Raw genomic sequence first — 17,202 nt, forward strand, 5'->3', positions numbered from 1 at the left:
GCGCGGGGTGGATGGAGAAGCGCAATGGTTCAAAAGGCCCAGTCGTCGTCCTCGGTGGCCTCGGCCTTGCCCATCACGTAGCTGGAGCCGCTGCCGCTGAAGAAGTCGTGGTTTTCGTCCGAGCCGGGGTTCAGGCTGGCCATGATGGCCGGGTTCACGTCGGTCATGCTGCTGGGAAACAGCGCCTCGAAGCCCAGGTTCATCAGCGCCTTGTTGGCGTTGTAGTGCAGGAATTTCTTCACGTCCTCGGTCCAGCCCACGCCGTCGTACAGGTCCTCGGTGTACTTGACCTCGTTGTCGTACAGGTCGTGCAGCAGCTCATAGGCATAGTCTTTGACCTCCTGCTGGCGCGCAGCGCCGGCCTGGGCATAGCCTTGCTGGAATTTGTAGCCGATGTAGTAGCCGTGCACGGCCTCGTCGCGGATGATCAGGCGGATCAGGTCGGCCGTGTTGGTGAGCTTGGCGCGGCTGCTCCAGTACATCGGCAGGTAAAAGCCGCTGTAGAACAAAAAGGACTCCAGAAACACGCTGGCGACTTTGCGCATCAGCGGGTCGTCGCCGCGGTAGTGGCCGATGACGATCTTGGCCTTTTTTTGCAGGTATTCGTTCTCCAGGCTCCAGCGGAAGGCCTCGTCCACGTCGCTCATCGAGCACAGCGTCGAGAAGATCGAGCTGTAGGACTTGGCGTGCACGGCCTCCATGAAGCTGATGTTGGTGTAAACCGCCTCCTCGTGCGGCGTGACGGCGTCGGGGATCAGGCTCAGCGCCCCGACCGTGTTCTGCACCGTATCGAGCAGCGTCAACCCGGTGAACACGCGGATGGTCAGCTGCTGCTCTTGCGGCGACAGCGTGGCCCAGGATGGAATGTCGTTGGACAACGGTACCTTCTCGGGCAGCCAGAAGTTGGAGGTCAGGCGGTTCCAGACCTCCAGATCCTTCTCGTCCTGCACGCGGTTCCAGTTGATGGCCTGCACGAGGTTGGGCAGCAAGGTGGGTTCGTTCAGCGAGGGGATGGACATGGCAAGACCTGAGTGCAATACGGGACTGACGCAGCGCGCCCACAGCGCATGGCGCAGCGCAGCCACGTGCGCCTGGGGCGCAAAACAAAAGTGCGAAGTCTACCCGCTTGGCCTGGCGCACGGCGCTGGCGGTGGCGGGATCAAAGCCTACTTCGAACCCGGCGGCGGGCGCAGGCGATCGAGGTGCAGCGGGTGCTGGCGAAAGCTCCCCAGCTCGGCGGGCGGCTCTTCATGCGCGTGGCGGTGGCCGGCGTGATCGTGCCCGCCATGTGCGCCATGCTCGTGCTCGTGCTCGTGCCCGGCATGCAGCACGTGGCTGACCACGGCCACCAGCAGCATGCCTGCCAGCAGCCAACTGACCTGCAGCGCCGTCTGTCGCGCCGTCAGTTGCAGCTGCAATTGCGGCACCAGATCGGCCAGGGCCACGTAAATAAAGCTGCTGGCTGCTACCACGAGCAAATAGGGCAGCCATTGCGCATCGAGCAGCCCCAGCAGCCCGTAGCCCATCAGGCCGCCCAGTGCCGTCATGGAGCCAGCGACGGACACCTTGATGCGCGCGGCCCGATGGCGCTGCGCCGCCGGGCCTTCGCTGTGCTCGGCCAGCACGATCAGATCGCCAATGTGGTGCGGCACCTCGTGCGCCAGCACCGAAAAGGCCGCCAGCAGGCCCACGCGCCAATCGACCAGAAAGGCCGAAGCGATCAGCACCCCATCGCCAAAGCAATGCACGCTGTCGCCGGCCAGGATCGACCAGCCGCCGGGCTGGCGCTGGCGTGCGGCCCCAGGCAGGTGTGGATGCGAATGTGAATGATGGGATGGGGCCCCATGCCCAGCGTGGGCGTGATGTTCGTGCCCGTGATGCCAGAGCTCGGCCTTGTCCAGCAGGAAGAAAGCCACCAGCCCGGCCAACAGCACCGTGAACAAGGTGTGCAGATCGGCCGATGGGCTTTCCATGGCCTCGGGCAGCAGGTGCACGAAAGCCGTGGCCAGCAGAGAGCCGGCGGCAAAACTCAGCAAATGGTGGCCTTGTACGCGCGCGCCCTGGGCCATGACGCCCAGCCGGATCAACAGGGCCGCAAGCCATACGCTGCCCACGCCAGCCAACAGCGTGGCCAGCAAAATCTGTCCCAATGTCATAGCAGGCCAGGCTGAGAGTGTGTCGCTGCGCGCGGCCATGGCATGAGCAGGCGACATTCAGCCTGCATTCTGGCCAGCAACAGAAGGTTATCAATAACAACCGATCATTATATTCGGCCTGCCCCGCGCAGATGCTGGCACAGGCAGTGCCGCGCGCCAGTCGTGCCATAATCGCCCGCTTTGCAGAGAAGCGCTTTCGACCTCCCGGGATGCTTTTGTCAAAAGAGCATCTCAACCCCTCGCAGGAGGAGAAGCACAAGCGTGGCATTGTCAAAAATGCCCGTGCGGCTGTAGCTCAGTGGATAGAGTATTGGCCTCCGAAGCCAAGGGTCGTGGGTTCGATCCCCGCCAGCCGCGCCAGCCATGGTGCAGCCCACCGCATTCGTTGCGGTGGGCTTTTTTTTGTGGGTTGCTGCGCGGTGGGCGCGGCGCGCGCACCGTGTACATTCAGCGCCCAGGCGCGGCCCAATCGCTGCCGCCTGGCACTCACTCGGGCAATGCCCGGGCCACTGCCCTTGCCGAAACTGCCATGACCGACACCTCCTCGCCCCATTTGCCTCATTGGCCCGGCGGCCTTGACGCTGCCGAGCTCAGCGCGCTACAGGCGCGCATCGACCAGGCGCAAGCGCTGTTTCGTGAATGGACCCAGCTGCTGCCGCGTCTGCAAGAGGCGCAGGCCGATTGGCAGCGCGGCGAGCAGATCATGCGGGCGCTGGCGGATTTTTATTTCAACGGCGATTACATGCGCGGCGTCAACGCCATGGAGGGCGGCGCCAGCTTCCGGCTGGAAACGCCGGGCGAGCACAGCGTGATGGCTGAGGACACGCTGTGGAACGCCTTCCATGAGCAGCAAGCCCTGGCCTGGCAGCGCCTGCGCGCGGCCATCGATGTGCTGGACCGGCAGGATGGCGGCGCGGCGGCTGCGCCAGCCGATGCCCCTGACCTGCCCGATTCAGGGCCGCAGGGTTCGCCAGGGATTGGTTGAGTCAGGCCGAGTGCCGCAGGCCAAGTCAAAACAACCTCGCGCCGGCCGCAAGGGCTGTGCGGCTCAGGCCGCGTCGAATTCGCTCAGCGGCTCAAAATGCCGGCCCCGCAGCACCAGGCGGGTGGTGCCGGGCATTTGGCGTTGCTGCTGGGGGTGCAGCGGATCGCCCGGCAGGCAGATCATGCGCTGGCCGGCGTCGTCCACGCTGACGGGGGCAATGCAATAAGGCGTTTGCGCCCGCGCATAGGCCAGCAGCTCGGCCGCGCTGGCAAAGCGGCCCAGGTGAGCCAGGGTCATGATCTGCGGCGGGGCCAGCAGGATTTCACGCTGCTGGTGGCGCTGCAGAAAATCGCCTGGCGTGGCCCAGTGCAGGCTCTGGGCCTCATGGCCATCGGCTTCGGGGCTTTGGCCGGGCATCAGCTCGGCAATGAAAAACCAGGTGTCAAAGCGCTTGAGGCTCATGTTGGGCGTGGTGGGGGTGATCCAGCGCGAGAGCGGTTGCAGATCCCGCACGCAGGCCTGCAGGCCCTGCTGCGCCAGCGCCTCGCGCCAGGCCATGCCTTGAGCCAGGGCCTGGCGGGCGCTGGCCACAGCCTGTGCGCTGGCAGGCTGGGCTGCAGGGGTGTGCAGCAGGCCGACTTCCTCCAGCGTCTCGCGCAGTGCCGCGCCGTACAGCCGGGCGATGTGCGTGGCATCGCGGTCGTCGTCAGGCAGGCGCGGCGCCAGATTGGGCCAGTGCGCGGCAAAGCCGCTGTGCTCGGCAATGGCCTCGTCGCCCGGCTCCACCTTGCCGCCGGGGAACACCAGTGCGCCAGCGAAGTTGCGCACCCCGGCAGCGCGTTCGGTCAGCAGCACCTCGAAACCGCCGCCAGGCCCGGGGCGCAGCACGATCATGCTGGCCGCAGGCAGGATGGTGGCGGGAGCGTTTTCGGGCGGGGGCGCAGCGGCGTGGTCGGACATGGCAATGGCAGTGGTTGTGGGTATGATCGCGCCCGTTTTTGATTCAGGCGCTCAGAACCTGTTTTTCAGGCGCTGAATGATACGGACGAAGGAATGGCAATGGCATTGGATTTTGCAGGGCGCGTGGCGATTGTGACGGGCGCGGGCGGCGGCCTGGGGGGCGCGCATGCGCTGGCGCTGGCGCGGCGTGGCGCCAAGGTGCTGGTCAACGACCTGGGCGGTGACGTGCACGGCGTGGGCGGCAGCGGCTCGGCCGCGCAGCAGGTGGTCGATGAGATCGTCGCCGCCGGCGGGCAGGCGCTGGCCAATGGCGCTTCCGTGACGGATTTCGAGGCCGTGCAGGCCATGGTGGAGCAGGCCATGCAGGCCTGGGGCCGTGTCGATGTGCTGGTCAACAACGCCGGCATTTTGCGCGACAAGACCTTTGCCAAGATGGACCTGGCCGACTTCCGGCTGGTGCTGGACGTGCATTTGATGGGCGCGGTGCACTGCGCCAAGGCCGTCTGGCCGCACATGGTGGCGCAGCAATATGGCCGCATCGTGATGACGACCTCCTCCACCGGGTTGTATGGCAACTTCGGCCAGTCCAACTACGGCGCGGCCAAGCTGGCGCAGGTCGGGCTGATGCAAACCCTGGCGCTGGAAGGGGCCAAGCACGGCATCCGCGTCAATGCGCTGGCGCCCACGGCGGCCACGCGCATGACGGCTGGCCTGCTGCCCGAGGACGTGCTGGCCCAGCTCAGCCCCGAAGCCGTGGTGCCGGCCATGCTGGTGCTGGCGCACGAGGACGCGCCCACGCGCACCATCTTGTGCGCCGGCGCAGGCAGCTTCGAGGCGGCGCACATCACCCTCACGCAGGGCATCCACCTTGGCCTGGGCGAGGACGTGGATAGCCAGTTGGCCCAGCGCCTGGAGCAGGTGCTCGAGCGCGCTGGCGAGCGCGTGCCCAGCGGCGGCCATGAGCAGGGCGAGGTGGAAGTGCAAAAGGCCCTGGCGGCGCGCGCTGCGCGGCATTGAGCCCGCGCGCTTCGCCCCATCCCTCCCCACACATCCTCTGTTGCAGCAGCGAGCGCCCATGAGCATCCAATGGTTTCCTGGCCACATGCACCTGACCCGCAAGGCCATTGGCGAGCGGGTCAAGACCATCGACGTGGTCATTGAGATGGTCGATGCGCGGCTGCCGGCCTCCAGCGCCAACCCCATGCTGCGCGAGCTGCTGCAGCACAAGCCCAATCTGAAAGTGCTCAACAAGGCCGACTTGGCCGACCCTGAGCGCACGCAGCAATGGCTTCAGTGGTACGGCCAGCAACAGCAGACCCGCGCCGTGGCCATGGACAGCCACCACAGCGCCCCGGCGCGCGCACTCATCGAGGCCTGCCAGGCGCTGGCGCCCGGGCGCGGCAGCATGGACAAGCCCATGCGCGTGCTGATCTGCGGCATCCCCAACGTGGGCAAATCCACGCTCATCAACACCATGGTGGGCAAGCGCGCGGCCAAGGCCGCCAACGAGCCGGGCGTGACGCGGCGCGAGCAGCGCTTTGCTCTGCAGGATGGCTTTTACCTGTTCGACACCCCCGGCGTGCTGTGGCCGCGCATCATCGTGGCGCAAAGCGGCTACAACCTGGCGGCGGCCGGCTCCATCGGGCGCAACGCCTTTGACGACGAGCTGGTGGCGTTGGAGCTGCTGGCCTACCTGCAGCGCCATTACGCCGCGCTGCTGCTGGCGCGCTACGCCGTCGCGCCCAGCGCAGATGCGCTGGCCCAGCTGCCCGACCACGCGCTGTTCGAGGCCATCGGCCGCCAGCGCGGCGCCTTGCTGCCAGGCGGGCGCATCAACGCGCAGAAAACGGCCGAAATCATCTTGCAGGACTTTCGCAGCGGCGCCATCGGCCGCGTGACGATCGAGACGCCCGCCGAATTCGAAGCCTGGCAGGCCACGGGCGAGCGCCTGGATGCCGAGCGCCAGCTGCGCAAGGAGCAGGCCGAGCAGCAGCGCCAGCAAAGCAAACGCCGCCGGCGCTGAAACCGGTGCCAATGGCAGCAGCCTGAAGTGGTAAAAAGCACGCTACAATGCGCGCTTGGCCGGTTTAGCTCAGCTGGTAGAGCACCCGCCTTGTAAGCGGTAGGTCGTCAGTTCGAATCCGACAACCGGCACCAAACCACAAGCCCACATGCCAAGCATGTGGGCTTTTTTTGTCTGCGCGATGCCAACGCGCTGAATGCGGCTGCCGTGCGGTGTGGCCAAGGTCAGCCCAGCCCCTGGCATGGGTAGGGCCAGCCTTGCGCAGGCACGCCAGGTCTGGCAGCGCTCCATAAAATACGCAGGTTCTGGGCGGCGCATCGTTTGCAAGCCCCGCTCATACTGCGGCGTGTGCCGCTTTGCATTTGTCCCCACGCACTTCGTTCGATTCTGGCCATGACACCGGTTTCCCCGCCCGATGATGAGGACGGCCAAGGGCCTGTGTCCAAAGGGCCGACCTCCCTGCTGGAGCGTGCGATGGCCAAGCTGCAGCGCCCAGGCCCGCTGGCCTTGCTGCCGACCTGGTTGCGCAGGGCGCAGATGCCGCGCAGGCAGCATGCCGGCACGGCGCTGGATTCGCTCGAGTCGCAAAGCCCGTCGCTGCTGCAGGACATGCCCGATGCCACTGGCCCGGATGCGGGCCACCATATCGTGCACGGCGTGGCCGGCTCCGGCAAGACCCGTATGCTGCGCGCCCATCTGGCCTATCTGGTGCAGCAGTATGCGGCGCGTGGCATCCATGAGCCGATTCTGGTGCTGTGCTACAACGAGCCGCTGGCGGTTTGGCTGCAATACGAGCTGATGCGCCAGGGCCTGTCGCCGCAGCAGGTGGTGGTGCGGCACTTCCACCGCTGGTGCCGCGAGCAGTTGATTGCCTACCATCTGGAGTTGCCGCCGCGCAGCATGCCGGCCTCGGCGCAGATCAAGAACATCGTCGAGCGCGTGCTGCGTGCGCTCTCCGACGGGTCCATTCCTGCAGGGCAGTATGCGGCGGTGCTGGTTGACGAGGCGCACGATTTTCCAGCCAGCTGGCTGGGCGTGCTCACGCAGCTGCCCACGCCGGCGACCAACCACTTGGTGCTTTACTTTGATGACACGCAAAGCATCCTCAAGCGCAAGCGCACCGGGCTTGTGCAGTTGCACCAGCATGGCATTGATACGCGCCAAGTGCAGCATTTGACGCTGAACCAGCGCAACCCCGAGCCCATCTTCAATGCGGCACTGCACATGGCGGGCACGCTGGCCGCGCCTATTGAGGCTGGGCCGCAAGGCATTCCGCGCCTGAAGCCGCGCAGCAGCGGTCGCTCGGGCGATTCGGTGCTGCTGTTCCCGGCCCCAAGCCTGCGCGCCCAGGGGCGTAAAGTGGCCGAGCTGCTGCTGCAGGCGCGCCGTGAGGCGGGCATCGCTTGGGGCCAGATGGCGGTACTGTGTGACAACCGCTTCCAGCTCGATGTCTGCCACGGCGCGCTGCGCTACCAGCACATCCCCCACCAGATGCGCCGCGGCACGGGCGAGTTCGATCCAGCGGCCGATACGGTCAAGCTCATGAGCCTGCAGGCCTGCGCCGGGCTGGAGTTCGAGCTGGTGGTGATCGTCGATTCGGCTGAGGTTCCGGCCAACCAAGAAGGCATGGAGGACCGCCAACGGCGCCTCTACATTGCCGCCACCAGGGCCAAGCGCAAGCTGTACGTCGTCAGCTTGCAGACTGCAGCGGCATGAGTTTGTGGATGATCCCTGCACAGCTGCAGGGATTGTCCGCAGGCGCTCAATGCTCCCAGATCACATCCTCTTGCGCGCTGGCGGCGGCGGCCAGCAGCTGCAGCAGCGGCAGGGCGCGGTGGCGCAGCGCCACGCGGTCTTGCGGCTGCTCATCATCGGGCGCGGGCGCTGCCTGGTCGGCCGGGGGCGCTTCGCTGCCGGCGGCTTCCTCCTGGGCGATGGCCCGCTCAATGGCCTGCTGGGCAGCGGGGATCTGCGCCAGCGTGATGATGCCCGTGGCGGCATCGTCCTTGCCGATGATTTTCAATAGGCGCTTGGCATCGGCATCCAGATACTGCAGCGGGGCGCTGGAGCGGGCAATGAAACGGTACATGGGGGCGGTTCTCCGTGAATTTGAAGCCAAAGTGGCGACCATGGCACTGCGCCATGGTTGTGGGTGGGCCAGCTTATCACTGGTCGAAGGGTGCATAACACGCTCTAACCGGGGCCTTGCAGCCAGGCCAGCCACAGGGGCAAGCTCAACAGGGCCAGCAGGGTTTGCGTGGTGATGAGCGTGGCCATCAGGCGCGCATCGCCGCCCATTTGCCGGGCCATGATGTAGGCGTTGGGGGCCGTGGGCAGCGCCGCGTAAAAGCACGCCGCCAGTGTGCTGGCGGCGCTGGCTTGCAGGGCCTGGCAGGCCAGCCAGGTGATGGCCGGCAGCGCCAGCAGCTTGGCGATGTTGGTGCCCACCACGGCCCAGGGCTGCGCGCCCTGCAGGCGAAAGTCCAGCCCGCCGCCCACGCACACCAGCCCCAGCGCCATGGCGGCATTGCCTAAAAACAGCAAGGTCTGGGCCGCCGCCTGTGGCAGCGGCCAGCCGCCGGCGTTGTAGAGCAGGCCAGCCAGCGTGGCCAGGATGATGGGGTTGCGCAGCAGGCCGGCGGCAATGCGCCGGGCCGTGGCGCGCTGCCCGCTCCACCAGGTCAGCGCGACGATGGCCACCACATTCACGACCGGCAGCGCGATGGCCAGCGCCAGCATCACCAGCGCCGCCACATCGGCCGGAAAGACAAAGCCCGCCACGGCCAGGCCGAAATAGGTGCTGGGCCGGATGGCGCCCTGCACCACCGAGGAGCGCGCCGCATCGGGCAGCTGCTGCGCCAGGCGCAGGCCCAGCAGGCACAGCAGCAGCACCAGTGCGCTGGGGCCCAGCACCAGCAGCGCCAGCTGATGCACGGCCTGCCAGTGCAGCTCCAGCTGTGCGGTGCGCAATAGCAGCAGCGCCGGGAAGGCCACGTAAAAGCTGAACCACTCCAGCGCCGGAAACAGCGCCGCCGGCGCTTGCGGCAGCCGCCGCAGCAGCACACCCAGCGCCAGGATGAGAAAGACCGGGGCAATGTGGCCGAGCATGGCAGCGCCTCGGTGCCTGCTGCCTGCTTCAGGCCGATGCGGCAGCCAGCAGCACCACCGCCTGGGCCTGCATGGCCTGGCCCTGGCCCACGGGGCCGAGCTTTTCGGCCGTCTTGGCCTTGATGTTGACCTGCGCGGCCTGCAGGCCCAGCGCGGCGGCGATGTGCTGGCGCATGGCGTCGATGTGCGGCGCCAGCTTGGGGGCCTGGGCGATGATGGTGCTGTCGATGTTGACGATGCGCCAGCCCTGCTGCTGCACGCGGCGATAGGCCTCTTGCAGCAACACGGTCGAATCGGCGCAGCGGAAGGCCGGGTCGGTGTCCGGGAAGTGCCGGCCGATGTCGCCCAGGCCCGCGCCGCCCAGCAGCGCGTCGGTCAGCGCGTGCAGCAGCACGTCCGCGTCGGAGTGGCCCAGCAGGCCCTTGCTGTGGGCGATGGGCACGCCGCCGAGGATCAGTGCGCGGCCCGGCACCAAGGCGTGGGTGTCCCAGCCTTGGCCGATGCGCAAGGCAGGCAGGGCAGGCAAGGGTGCAGGCGTCGTGGCGTTGGCTGCGTTGTCGGGGTTGGCAGTGGGCGTGGATGGGGCGTTCATGGGCAGGGTGCGGGGGGGCTGGCTGGAGGGCGGGCGGCTATGGCCGCACGGCGGCGGGCGTGGTGGTCGCGGCGGGGGCGACCTGACCCTGCTGGCGCGCGCGCAGCAGGGCCTCGGCCAGGGCAAAGTCCTCGGGGTAGGTGATCTTGATGTTGTGCGCGCTGGAGGGCACCAGCAGCGGCTGCTGGCCCAGGGCCTCGATGGCGCTGGCCTCGTCGGTGATGGCGTCCAGATCGGGGCGCGCCAGCGCCTGGCTGAGCAGTTGCAGGCGAAACAGCTGCGGCGTCTGCGCCAGCCATTTGCCGCTGCGCGGCACGGTTTGCGCGCTGCGCGCTGCGCCGTTTTGGGCGGCAGGGGGCTGCGCCTGGGCCTGTTGCTTGAGGGTATCGGGCAGCGGCAGGGCCAGCAGGCCGCCGACGGCATCGCCCAGGCAGGCATCGAACAGGCGCTGCACCAGCGCGGGCGTGAGCAGGCAGCGCGCCGCATCGTGCACCAGCACCCAGTCCTGCGGCTGCGCGCCGTAGGCCTGCTGCAGCACGGCCAGGCCGTTGCGCACCGATTCGGCGCGGCTGGCGCCGCCCACGGCATGGGCCTGCACGCGCGGCAGGGCGTGCTCGGGCAGTTGCTCAAACTGCGTATCGCCCGGCGCGATGACCACGGCGATGCGCTCGATGGCGGGCACCTGCAGCAGGGCCTGCAGCGTGTGCGCCAGCAGGCTCTGGCCCAGCAGGCGGCGGTATTGCTTGGCCTGCGGCGCGGCCTGTGGCGTCTGGCCCGGGGCGCCGGCGCTGGCGCGCTGGCCGATGCCGGCGCTGGGCACCAGGGCCCAGATGCGGTTGATGCTGGTGCTTTGCGTAGCTGTGGTGGCGGGCGATGGCGGGGCGGCGGGCGGCATGGGCGCGATTGTAGGAAGCGTTTGCGGTCTTTGCGCCAGGGCAGGCTGGCCGCTTATCGGTGGTCGTTCACTTGGGGGCGGCGGCCTTGCGGGCGAATTCTTCGCGCAGCGCGCGCAGTTTGGCGCGCGGGTCCTCGCGGGCGGTGCCGGGGTCCAGCTGCATTTCGGCGATGAAGCGGCTGGGCTGGGCGGGCACCCAGTCGCGCCCTTTCTTGCGTCGTCGCGCCCAGCTCACGGCCAGGGTGCGCTGCGCGCGGGTGATGCCTACGTACATCAGGCGGCGCTCTTCTTCCAGGCGGCGCGGATCGGCGGGGCTGTCCTCGCCCTGCTGGAAGGGCAGCACGCCTTCGTTGACGCCGGCCATGACCACGTGCGGCCATTCCAGGCCCTTGGCGGCGTGCAGCGTCGAGAGGGTGACGACGTTTTGTTCCTTTTCCTGCTCGGTCAGGGTCGAGAGCAGGGCGATGGTCTGGGCCACTTCAAGCAGGCTTTTGGCCGGGCTGGCCAGGCCGCCAGCGCCGCTGGCCATGTCCGGCGCGTCCAGCTCGCCGCCGGCGCGCTGGGCCATCCAGTCGCAAAATTCCTGCACATTGGCCCAGCGGTTGGCGGCAGCGGCGGGGGTGTCGGATTGGTCCAGCAGGTAGTTCTCGAAGCGGATTTCCTCCAGCCAGTCGCGCAGGAACTGGCGCGCGGCCTCGCGCCCGATGGCGTGGCGCGCGCGGTATTGCAGCTCGCCGAGCTGACGGCCGAATTCCTGCAGGCCGCCCAGCGCGCGCGCGCTGATGCGCGCCGGCAGCATGGGGTTGAACAGCGCCTCGTGCAGGCTGGCCTTGATCTGCCCGGCGAAGTCGCCCAGCTGCGCCAGGCTTTGGTGGCCGATGCCGCGGCGCGGCGCGGTGATGGCGCGCACAAAAGCCGGGTCGTCGTCCTCGTTGCTCCAGAGCCGGAACCAGGCGCACAGATCCTTGATTTCGGCGCGGTCGAAAAAGCTGGTGCCGCCCGAGACTTTGTAGGGGATGCTGGCCTTGCGCAGCGCCTTCTCCAGCGGCTTGGCCTGGTGGTTGGCGCGGTAGAGGATGGCGAAGTCGCGCCACTCGGGCAGGGGGTTGGCCGCGCGCAGGCTTTGCAGCCGCGCGACGATGCGCTCGGCCTCGTGCTCTTCGGAGTCGCAGTCGATCACGCGTACGGGCTCGCCCTCGCCCAGCTCGGAGTACAGCGTCTTGGGGAACAGCTTGGGGTTGGGGCCGATGACGTGGTTGGCCGCGCGCAGGATGGCGCTGGTGGAGCGGTAGTTCTGCTCCAGCTTGATGACGCACAGCGCGGGGAAGTCCACCGGCAGCTTCTTCAGATTCTCCAGTGTCGCGCCGCGCCAGCCGTAGATGGACTGGTCGTCGTCGCCCACGGCGGTGAAATGCCCGCGCTGGCCCACCAGCAGCTTGAGCAGCTCGTACTGCGTGGCGTTGGTGTCCTGGTATTCGTCCACCAGCACGTGGCCCAGGCGCGCCTGCCATTTTTCGCGCACCGCCTCGTGCTGGCGCAGCAGCGTCAGCGGCAGGCCCACCAGGTCGTCGAAGTCCACGCTCTGGTAGGCGCTCAGGCGCTCCTGGTAGCGCGCCATGACGGCTGCGGCCACTTTCTCGGTCTCGTCCTGCGCGGCCTGCAGGGCCTGCTCGGCATTCAGGCCCTCGTTCTTCCAGCGGCTGATGGTCCATTGCCACTGGCGCGCCAGCGCGCTGTCTGTGGTGCCGCCGCATTCCTTGAGGATGGACAGCACGTCGTCGCTGTCGAGGATGCTGAACTGCGGCTTGAGCCCCAGCAGCGCGCCGTCCTCGCGCACCATGCGCACGCCCAGCGCGTGGAAGGTGCAGATCAGCACCTCGCGCGCGGCCTTGCCGATCAGGCCGCGGGCGCGCTCGCGCATCTCGGCGGCGGCCTTGTTGGTGAAGGTGATGGCGGCAATGCGGCTGGGCGCCAGCCCGCTTTGAATCAGGTGGGCGATCTTGTGCGTGATGACGCGCGTCTTGCCAGAGCCTGCGCCGGCCAGCACCAGCGAAGGGCCGTGGATGTGGTGCACGGCCTGGGTTTGGGCAAGATTGAGTCCAGCAGACATGGGGCGCTCTGAAAAAACAAAGGCGTGGCCGCAGGTGCGGCACACGCAAAGGGCCGCCATGATAGCGGCCCGCGCCGACCCCGCAGGGGGCTGCAGCGTTTGGCCTGAATGCCATGCCGCGCGGCCAGGCCGTTCCCCGATATATTCGCGCCCATTGCCCCAATGGCCCCGATCGCCCCCGCCTGCCCGTGCCCCAAAGCCCCGACTCCACCCCGCCCATCGCCCCCGGCATCGTCAGCCTGCACAGCAACCGCACCGAGGCGCTGGCCCAGGCCCTGGCGGCCTGGATGCGCCAGCACCCGCTGCAGGCGCTGGAGCAAGAGGTGGTGCTGGTGCAAAGCCAGGGCATGGGCGAATGGCTGAAGATGGCGCTGGCGCGCCAGCTGGGCATCAGCGCCGCTGTGCAAATGGAGCTGCCCAGCCGCTTTGCCTGGCGCATGTACCGGCGCATCCTGGGCCCGCAGCAGGTGCCACAGCACACGCCGCTGGACAAGGCCGACATGCTTTGGCGGCTGATGCGCATCCTGCCGGCGTTGCTGGGCGAGGCGTCCGCGCCGCTTGCTGCGCTGCCTGCTGAGCCCCCTGATGAACCGATCTGGCAGCCACTGCGCCAAAGCCTGCAGGCTGCGCAGCGGGCGCTGGCCGGCCAGGCGCAGAAGGGTGACGGCCCTGCCGCGCCGCCCGATCCGGAGCTGGCCCAGCACGCGCTGTACCAGCTGGCCTCGCGCATTGCCGATTTGTTCGACCAGTACCAGGTCTATCGGCCCGATTGGCTGCAGGACTGGGCCCAGGGGCGCGAGCAGCTGGCCCCCTTCCTGAGCAGCCAGGCCCAGCCGCTGCCGCCCGCGCAGCGCTGGCAAGCTGCGCTGTGGCGCGCGCTGCTGCACAGCCTGGATGCGGCCCAACAGCAGGCCATCCGCCCGCGCCTGCACCAGCGCGCGCTGGCGCAATTGGCGCAGGGCGGCCCGGCCCAGCCGCTGCCGCGCCGCATCATGCTCTTTGGCGCATCGCACCTGCATGTGCCAGTGCTGGAATTGCTCACCGCCCTGGGCCGGCATGCGCAGGTGCTGCTGGCCGTGCCCAACCCCTGCCAGATGTACTGGAGCGATGCCGTGCCGGGGCGCGAGCTGTTTGCCCGCCTGTTGCGCCAGACTGCAGACCAGCGCAGGCCTGAGCAGCAGCTGGCGGCCATCGAGCTCAGCGCCATGCACGCCCATGCCAACCCGCTGCTGACCACCTGGGGCCGGCAGGTGCGCGATTTCGTGCGCCTGCTCGAACACTACGAACAGCAGGCCCTGGCGCAGCAGCAGGGCCAGGGCCTGCCGCGCATCGACCTCTACGACACCGATGCCGATACCGAAGCCGACGCAGAAGCCGCTCCCAGCATGTTGCGCCAGGTGCAGCAGCACATCCGCGATCTGCTGCCATTGAGCGAGCCGCTGCGCACTGCGGCGCTGGCGCCGCAGGACCGCAGCATCTGCTTTCAGATCGCGCACAGCCCGGTGCGCGAGCTGGAGGCCCTGCACACCCACTTGCTCGAACTCATGCTGCCCGGCGGTGCGGCACCGGGCGCTGCGTCGGAAGCCGCTGGCTCAGCCCAACAGCCCGTGGCGCCGCGTGAGATCGTCGTCATGGTGCCCGACATCGCCCAGTACGCGCCCCTGATCCGCGCCGTGTTCGGGCAATACGGCCCGCAGGATGCGCGCCACATCCCCTTTGCCATTGCCGACCTGGGCGCGCAGGCCGTCAGCCCGCTGGTGCAGGCCGTAGAGTGGCTGTCGCAGCTGCCGCAGCAGCGCGCCAGCCTGTCGCAGCTGAGCGACCTGCTGGCCGTGCCGGCCGTGGCGCAGCGCCTGGGCCTGGACGATGAAGGCGTGACCGCACTGCAGGCCTGGATGCAGGGCAGCGGCATCCGTTGGGGGCTGGACGGGGACCACCGCCAGCGGCTCGGGTTGGCGCACATGGGCGCGCAAAACAGCGCCTGGTTCGGCCTGCAGCGCATGCTGCTGGGCTATGCCAGCCACCAAGGTTGGCGGGGGCTGGCGCCCTATGAGGAAATCGGCGGCCTGGCCGCTGGCCACGTGGGCGCGCTGGCCCATCTGGTGCAGCGCTTGCAGCACTGGCAGCATGAGCTGGGCCACAGCGCCACGCCGCTGCAATGGGGCCAGCGCTGGCGCGCGCTGCTGGCCGACTTCTTTCAGCCCGCCAGCGAGGCAGACCAGGCCGCGCTGCAACTGCTGGAGCAGGCGCTGCAGCAATGGCTGGACGCCTGCCTGCAAGCCGGCTGCGAGCAGCCTCTGGCCCTGCCCGTGGCGCGCCACGCCTGGCTGGCGCGGCTGCAGGGGCCCGAGCCGCAGCAGCGCTTTCACGCCGGCGGCGTGACCTTCTGCACCTTGCTGCCCATGCGCGCCATCCCGTTTCGCATCGTCTGCCTGCTGGGCATGGACGAAGGCGTGTACCCGCGCCGCGCCACGCCCAACGCCATGGACTTGATGCGCCTGCCCGGCCAGCAGCGCCCGGGCGATCGCAGCCGCACGCAGGACGACCGCCAGCTCATGCTGGAGGCGCTGCTCTCGGCGCGTCAGCAACTGCTCATCAGCTGGGTCGGCAAAAGCGTGCGCGACAACACCCCGCGCCCGCCCTCGGTGCTGGTGGCGCAGCTGCGCGATTACCTCAGCGCCCGCTGGAGCGCCCAGGCCGTGGCCGAGCGCACCACCGAACACCCGCTGCAACCCTTCAACCCGCGCTACTTCCTGCAGCCACCATCGGGCCAGGCGCAAGAGCTTCCCTTGGCCGAGCCGCCGCTGCCCAGCTGGGCCTGGGAGTGGCATCCCCAGCCCGGGGCGCAGCCACAGGCCAGAGACCCCGGCCTGCGCCTGTTGCAAGCCCAGGGCGACCCGTCCGCCGTGCCAACGGCCGCCACGCCCGTGGGCTCATCAGTGGGTCCCTGGTCGCTGGCTGAGCTGGCGGCCATCTGGCGCCACCCCGTGCCGCAGTGGTTTGCCATCCGGCTGCAAACCCGCTTTGCGCCGCTGGACGAACAGGCCGACGATTGCGAGCCGCTGGCCATTGATGGCCTGCAACGCTGGCAGATTTTCGAGCAACTGCTGCAGCGGCTGCGGCCCCTGGTCGAGCAGAGCCCGCCCTCCCAGCCTGAGACGCTGCAGCAGGCGCTGCAGCACGAGCTGGAGCGCATCCAGCGCCAGGGCGACATGCCACTGGGCGCTTGGGCCGGGCAACTGCAGCAGCAATGGCTGGCGCAATGGCAATGGCTGCTGCAGGCCTGGCAATCCAGCGTGCGCGACTGGCCCCTGGCCCAGATCCCGGCGCGACGCCTGCGCTGGCCGCCCGAGCCGGCCGGGCCAGCACAGCCGCAGCAGCCCTGGATCGAGGACTGGGCGCCGCCCTGGCGCCGCAATGCCGCTGGCGATGCGCTGGTGCTGCACCTGCAGCCTGGCCAGCTGCAAACCTCCTCGGGCGGCCTGCGCCTGCACCGCCTGCTGCGGCCCTGGCTGCAATCGTGCCTGCTGGCCGCCTGCGCGTCCGATGCGCCCGACACATCTGGCGCAAGCGGCCCAGACGATTCAACCAATGCCAAGGCAGGCGGGCGCGGCCCAGCCATGCGGGTGCTGGCGCTGGACGGCATGCTGGACATCGCCCCCATCCCCGCCCGCCAGGCCCAGACCTGGCTGAACGCCGTGCTGGCCATGGCCACGCAAGCCCTGGCAGGGCCACAGCCCCTGCCGCTGGATTTCGACACTGCCGTGGCCTGGTGGAATGCGCTGCACCAGGCCCAAAGCCAGTCAGCGCCTGAGCCAGAGGCCGAGCGCGCCGCCCGCAGCGCCGCCCGCCAGGCCTACGACGGCGGCTATCAGCGCACTGGCGCGGCCCAACGCCAGCCGGCCTTGGCCCGCGCCTGGCCGGACTTTGCTGCGCTGCAGGCCAGCGGCGCCTTCGAACACTGGGCCAGGCAATGGCTGCAACCGCTGCAGGACTGGCTGGAGCAATACGTGCAAGTGCACTGGGCGCCAGAGGAGCGGGGCACGGTCCTTTAGCAGGCTGCTGAAATACCTCCGCAAGGATGCACTCGCTCCCTCTCAAGGGGTATCCGACGACCCCTACCCCGGACTAAAAAATCGCTTGTAGAGCGTTTAAATAGGTTGAAGTTTCGGTAGCCAGCAGTGCAAAGCAGTATTTCAGCAGCCATGCTGGGGAGACGAGTGAGCATTGATCCCCATAGGTCTAATCGCATGTGCTTCAAATCTGCGATGGTTCTTGAGTGAGAGCTTGACAAGCTTTGGAAAAGCTTCTGGGTTCAGCATTGCCCGTGGTGTAGCCGTCTTGATGTTTTGGCTAGCAGAGTTTGTTGTCCA

Annotated in this window: 13 protein-coding genes and 2 tRNA genes; 7 read left to right on the forward strand and 8 right to left on the reverse strand. The window is 68.3% G+C overall.

Annotated features, from left to right (window positions below; all coding sequences use genetic code 11):
• Positions 1–29: 29 nt before the first annotated feature.
• Positions 30–1,019, reverse strand: a complete 990-nt coding sequence (gene nrdF / locus CLI93_RS08790; protein ID WP_238945016.1) for a class 1b ribonucleoside-diphosphate reductase subunit beta — start codon at positions 1,017–1,019, stop codon at positions 30–32.
• A gap of 147 nt (positions 1,020–1,166) precedes the next feature.
• The gene (locus CLI93_RS08795; protein ID WP_095995874.1) at positions 1,167–2,156 is read right to left on the reverse strand and encodes a ZIP family metal transporter; all 990 of its coding nucleotides are present in this window, start codon (positions 2,154–2,156) and stop codon (positions 1,167–1,169) included.
• Positions 2,157–2,440: 284 nt separating this feature from the next.
• On the opposite strand from CLI93_RS08795, the gene CLI93_RS08800 reads away from it, so the two are divergent.
• Both CLI93_RS08800 and CLI93_RS08805 read left to right on the forward strand, forming a co-directional pair.
• Positions 2,441–2,516: transfer RNA gene (locus CLI93_RS08800), tRNA-Arg, on the forward strand.
• A 169-nt stretch (positions 2,517–2,685) separates the two neighbouring features.
• Positions 2,686–3,141: a DUF4298 domain-containing protein gene (locus CLI93_RS08805; RefSeq protein ID WP_143326380.1), complete on the forward strand. Its 456-nt coding sequence runs from the start codon at positions 2,686–2,688 to the stop codon at positions 3,139–3,141.
• 63 nt (positions 3,142–3,204) lie between these two features.
• Here the strand turns inward: CLI93_RS08805 and CLI93_RS08810 are convergent, their stop codons facing one another.
• Complete coding sequence (locus CLI93_RS08810; protein ID WP_095542251.1) at positions 3,205–4,101, reverse strand: NUDIX hydrolase; 897 nt, start codon at positions 4,099–4,101, stop codon at positions 3,205–3,207.
• Between the two features lie 99 nt (positions 4,102–4,200).
• Between CLI93_RS08810 and CLI93_RS08815 the strand changes: the two genes are divergently transcribed.
• From CLI93_RS08815 to CLI93_RS08830, 4 genes are all read left to right on the forward strand, one after another.
• Positions 4,201–5,118, forward strand: coding sequence for an SDR family NAD(P)-dependent oxidoreductase (locus CLI93_RS08815; protein ID WP_095995842.1), 918 nt, complete (start codon positions 4,201–4,203; stop codon positions 5,116–5,118).
• A 58-nt stretch (positions 5,119–5,176) separates the two neighbouring features.
• Positions 5,177–6,124, forward strand: coding sequence for a ribosome biogenesis GTPase YlqF (gene ylqF / locus CLI93_RS08820; protein ID WP_095552395.1), 948 nt, complete (start codon positions 5,177–5,179; stop codon positions 6,122–6,124).
• Positions 6,125–6,182: 58 nt separating this feature from the next.
• Positions 6,183–6,258: transfer RNA gene (locus CLI93_RS08825), tRNA-Thr, on the forward strand.
• A 259-nt stretch (positions 6,259–6,517) separates the two neighbouring features.
• On the forward strand, positions 6,518–7,840 hold the full coding sequence (locus CLI93_RS08830) for a 3'-5' exonuclease (RefSeq protein ID WP_095995843.1): 1,323 nt from the start codon (positions 6,518–6,520) through the stop codon (positions 7,838–7,840).
• A gap of 46 nt (positions 7,841–7,886) precedes the next feature.
• Here the strand turns inward: CLI93_RS08830 and CLI93_RS08835 are convergent, their stop codons facing one another.
• The 5 genes from CLI93_RS08835 to CLI93_RS08855 form a co-directional block, all read right to left on the reverse strand.
• On the reverse strand, positions 7,887–8,213 hold the full coding sequence (locus CLI93_RS08835) for a DUF1840 family protein (RefSeq protein ID WP_172425537.1): 327 nt from the start codon (positions 8,211–8,213) through the stop codon (positions 7,887–7,889).
• Between the two features lie 104 nt (positions 8,214–8,317).
• Positions 8,318–9,232 carry an AEC family transporter gene (locus CLI93_RS08840; RefSeq protein ID WP_095995845.1) on the reverse strand — a complete coding sequence of 305 codons (915 nt, stop codon included), beginning with the start codon at positions 9,230–9,232 and terminating at the stop codon, positions 8,318–8,320.
• Positions 9,233–9,260: 28 nt separating this feature from the next.
• Positions 9,261–9,824: a 2-C-methyl-D-erythritol 2,4-cyclodiphosphate synthase gene (gene ispF, locus CLI93_RS08845; protein ID WP_095995846.1), complete on the reverse strand. Its 564-nt coding sequence runs from the start codon at positions 9,822–9,824 to the stop codon at positions 9,261–9,263.
• Positions 9,825–9,861: 37 nt separating this feature from the next.
• Complete coding sequence (gene ispD / locus CLI93_RS08850) at positions 9,862–10,719, reverse strand: 2-C-methyl-D-erythritol 4-phosphate cytidylyltransferase (protein ID WP_095995847.1); 858 nt, start codon at positions 10,717–10,719, stop codon at positions 9,862–9,864.
• Positions 10,720–10,786: 67 nt separating this feature from the next.
• Positions 10,787–12,829 (reverse strand): ATP-dependent helicase, encoded by a 2,043-nt coding sequence (locus tag CLI93_RS08855; protein WP_095995848.1) that lies wholly within the window; start codon positions 12,827–12,829, stop codon positions 10,787–10,789.
• 188 nt (positions 12,830–13,017) lie between these two features.
• Between CLI93_RS08855 and recC the strand changes: the two genes are divergently transcribed.
• Positions 13,018–16,884, forward strand: a complete 3,867-nt coding sequence (gene recC / locus CLI93_RS08860; protein WP_172425538.1) for an exodeoxyribonuclease V subunit gamma — start codon at positions 13,018–13,020, stop codon at positions 16,882–16,884.
• Positions 16,885–17,202 lie beyond the last annotated feature (318 nt).

The sequence above is a fragment of the Vandammella animalimorsus genome, assembly GCF_002288875.1.
Lineage (GTDB): Bacteria > Pseudomonadota > Gammaproteobacteria > Burkholderiales > Burkholderiaceae_C > Lampropedia > Lampropedia animalimorsus.

Excerpts from the sequence above, each read along its gene's own strand:
- nrdF (WP_238945016.1), bottom strand. The coding sequence starts at position 1,019 with ATGTCCATCCCCTCGCTGAACGAACCCACCTTGCTGCCCAACCTCGTG.
- CLI93_RS08795 (WP_095995874.1), bottom strand. The coding sequence starts at position 2,156 with ATGACATTGGGACAGATTTTGCTGGCCACGCTGTTGGCTGGCGTGGGC.
- CLI93_RS08805 (WP_143326380.1), top strand. The coding sequence starts at position 2,686 with ATGACCGACACCTCCTCGCCCCATTTGCCTCATTGGCCCGGCGGCCTT.
- CLI93_RS08810 (WP_095542251.1), bottom strand. The coding sequence starts at position 4,101 with ATGTCCGACCACGCCGCTGCGCCCCCGCCCGAAAACGCTCCCGCCACC.
- CLI93_RS08815 (WP_095995842.1), top strand. The coding sequence starts at position 4,201 with ATGGCATTGGATTTTGCAGGGCGCGTGGCGATTGTGACGGGCGCGGGC.
- ylqF (WP_095552395.1), top strand. The coding sequence starts at position 5,177 with ATGAGCATCCAATGGTTTCCTGGCCACATGCACCTGACCCGCAAGGCC.
- CLI93_RS08830 (WP_095995843.1), top strand. The coding sequence starts at position 6,518 with ATGACACCGGTTTCCCCGCCCGATGATGAGGACGGCCAAGGGCCTGTG.
- CLI93_RS08835 (WP_172425537.1), bottom strand. The coding sequence starts at position 8,213 with ATGTACCGTTTCATTGCCCGCTCCAGCGCCCCGCTGCAGTATCTGGAT.
- CLI93_RS08840 (WP_095995845.1), bottom strand. The coding sequence starts at position 9,232 with ATGCTCGGCCACATTGCCCCGGTCTTTCTCATCCTGGCGCTGGGTGTG.
- ispF (WP_095995846.1), bottom strand. The coding sequence starts at position 9,824 with ATGAACGCCCCATCCACGCCCACTGCCAACCCCGACAACGCAGCCAAC.
- ispD (WP_095995847.1), bottom strand. The coding sequence starts at position 10,719 with ATGCCGCCCGCCGCCCCGCCATCGCCCGCCACCACAGCTACGCAAAGC.
- CLI93_RS08855 (WP_095995848.1), bottom strand. The coding sequence starts at position 12,829 with ATGTCTGCTGGACTCAATCTTGCCCAAACCCAGGCCGTGCACCACATC.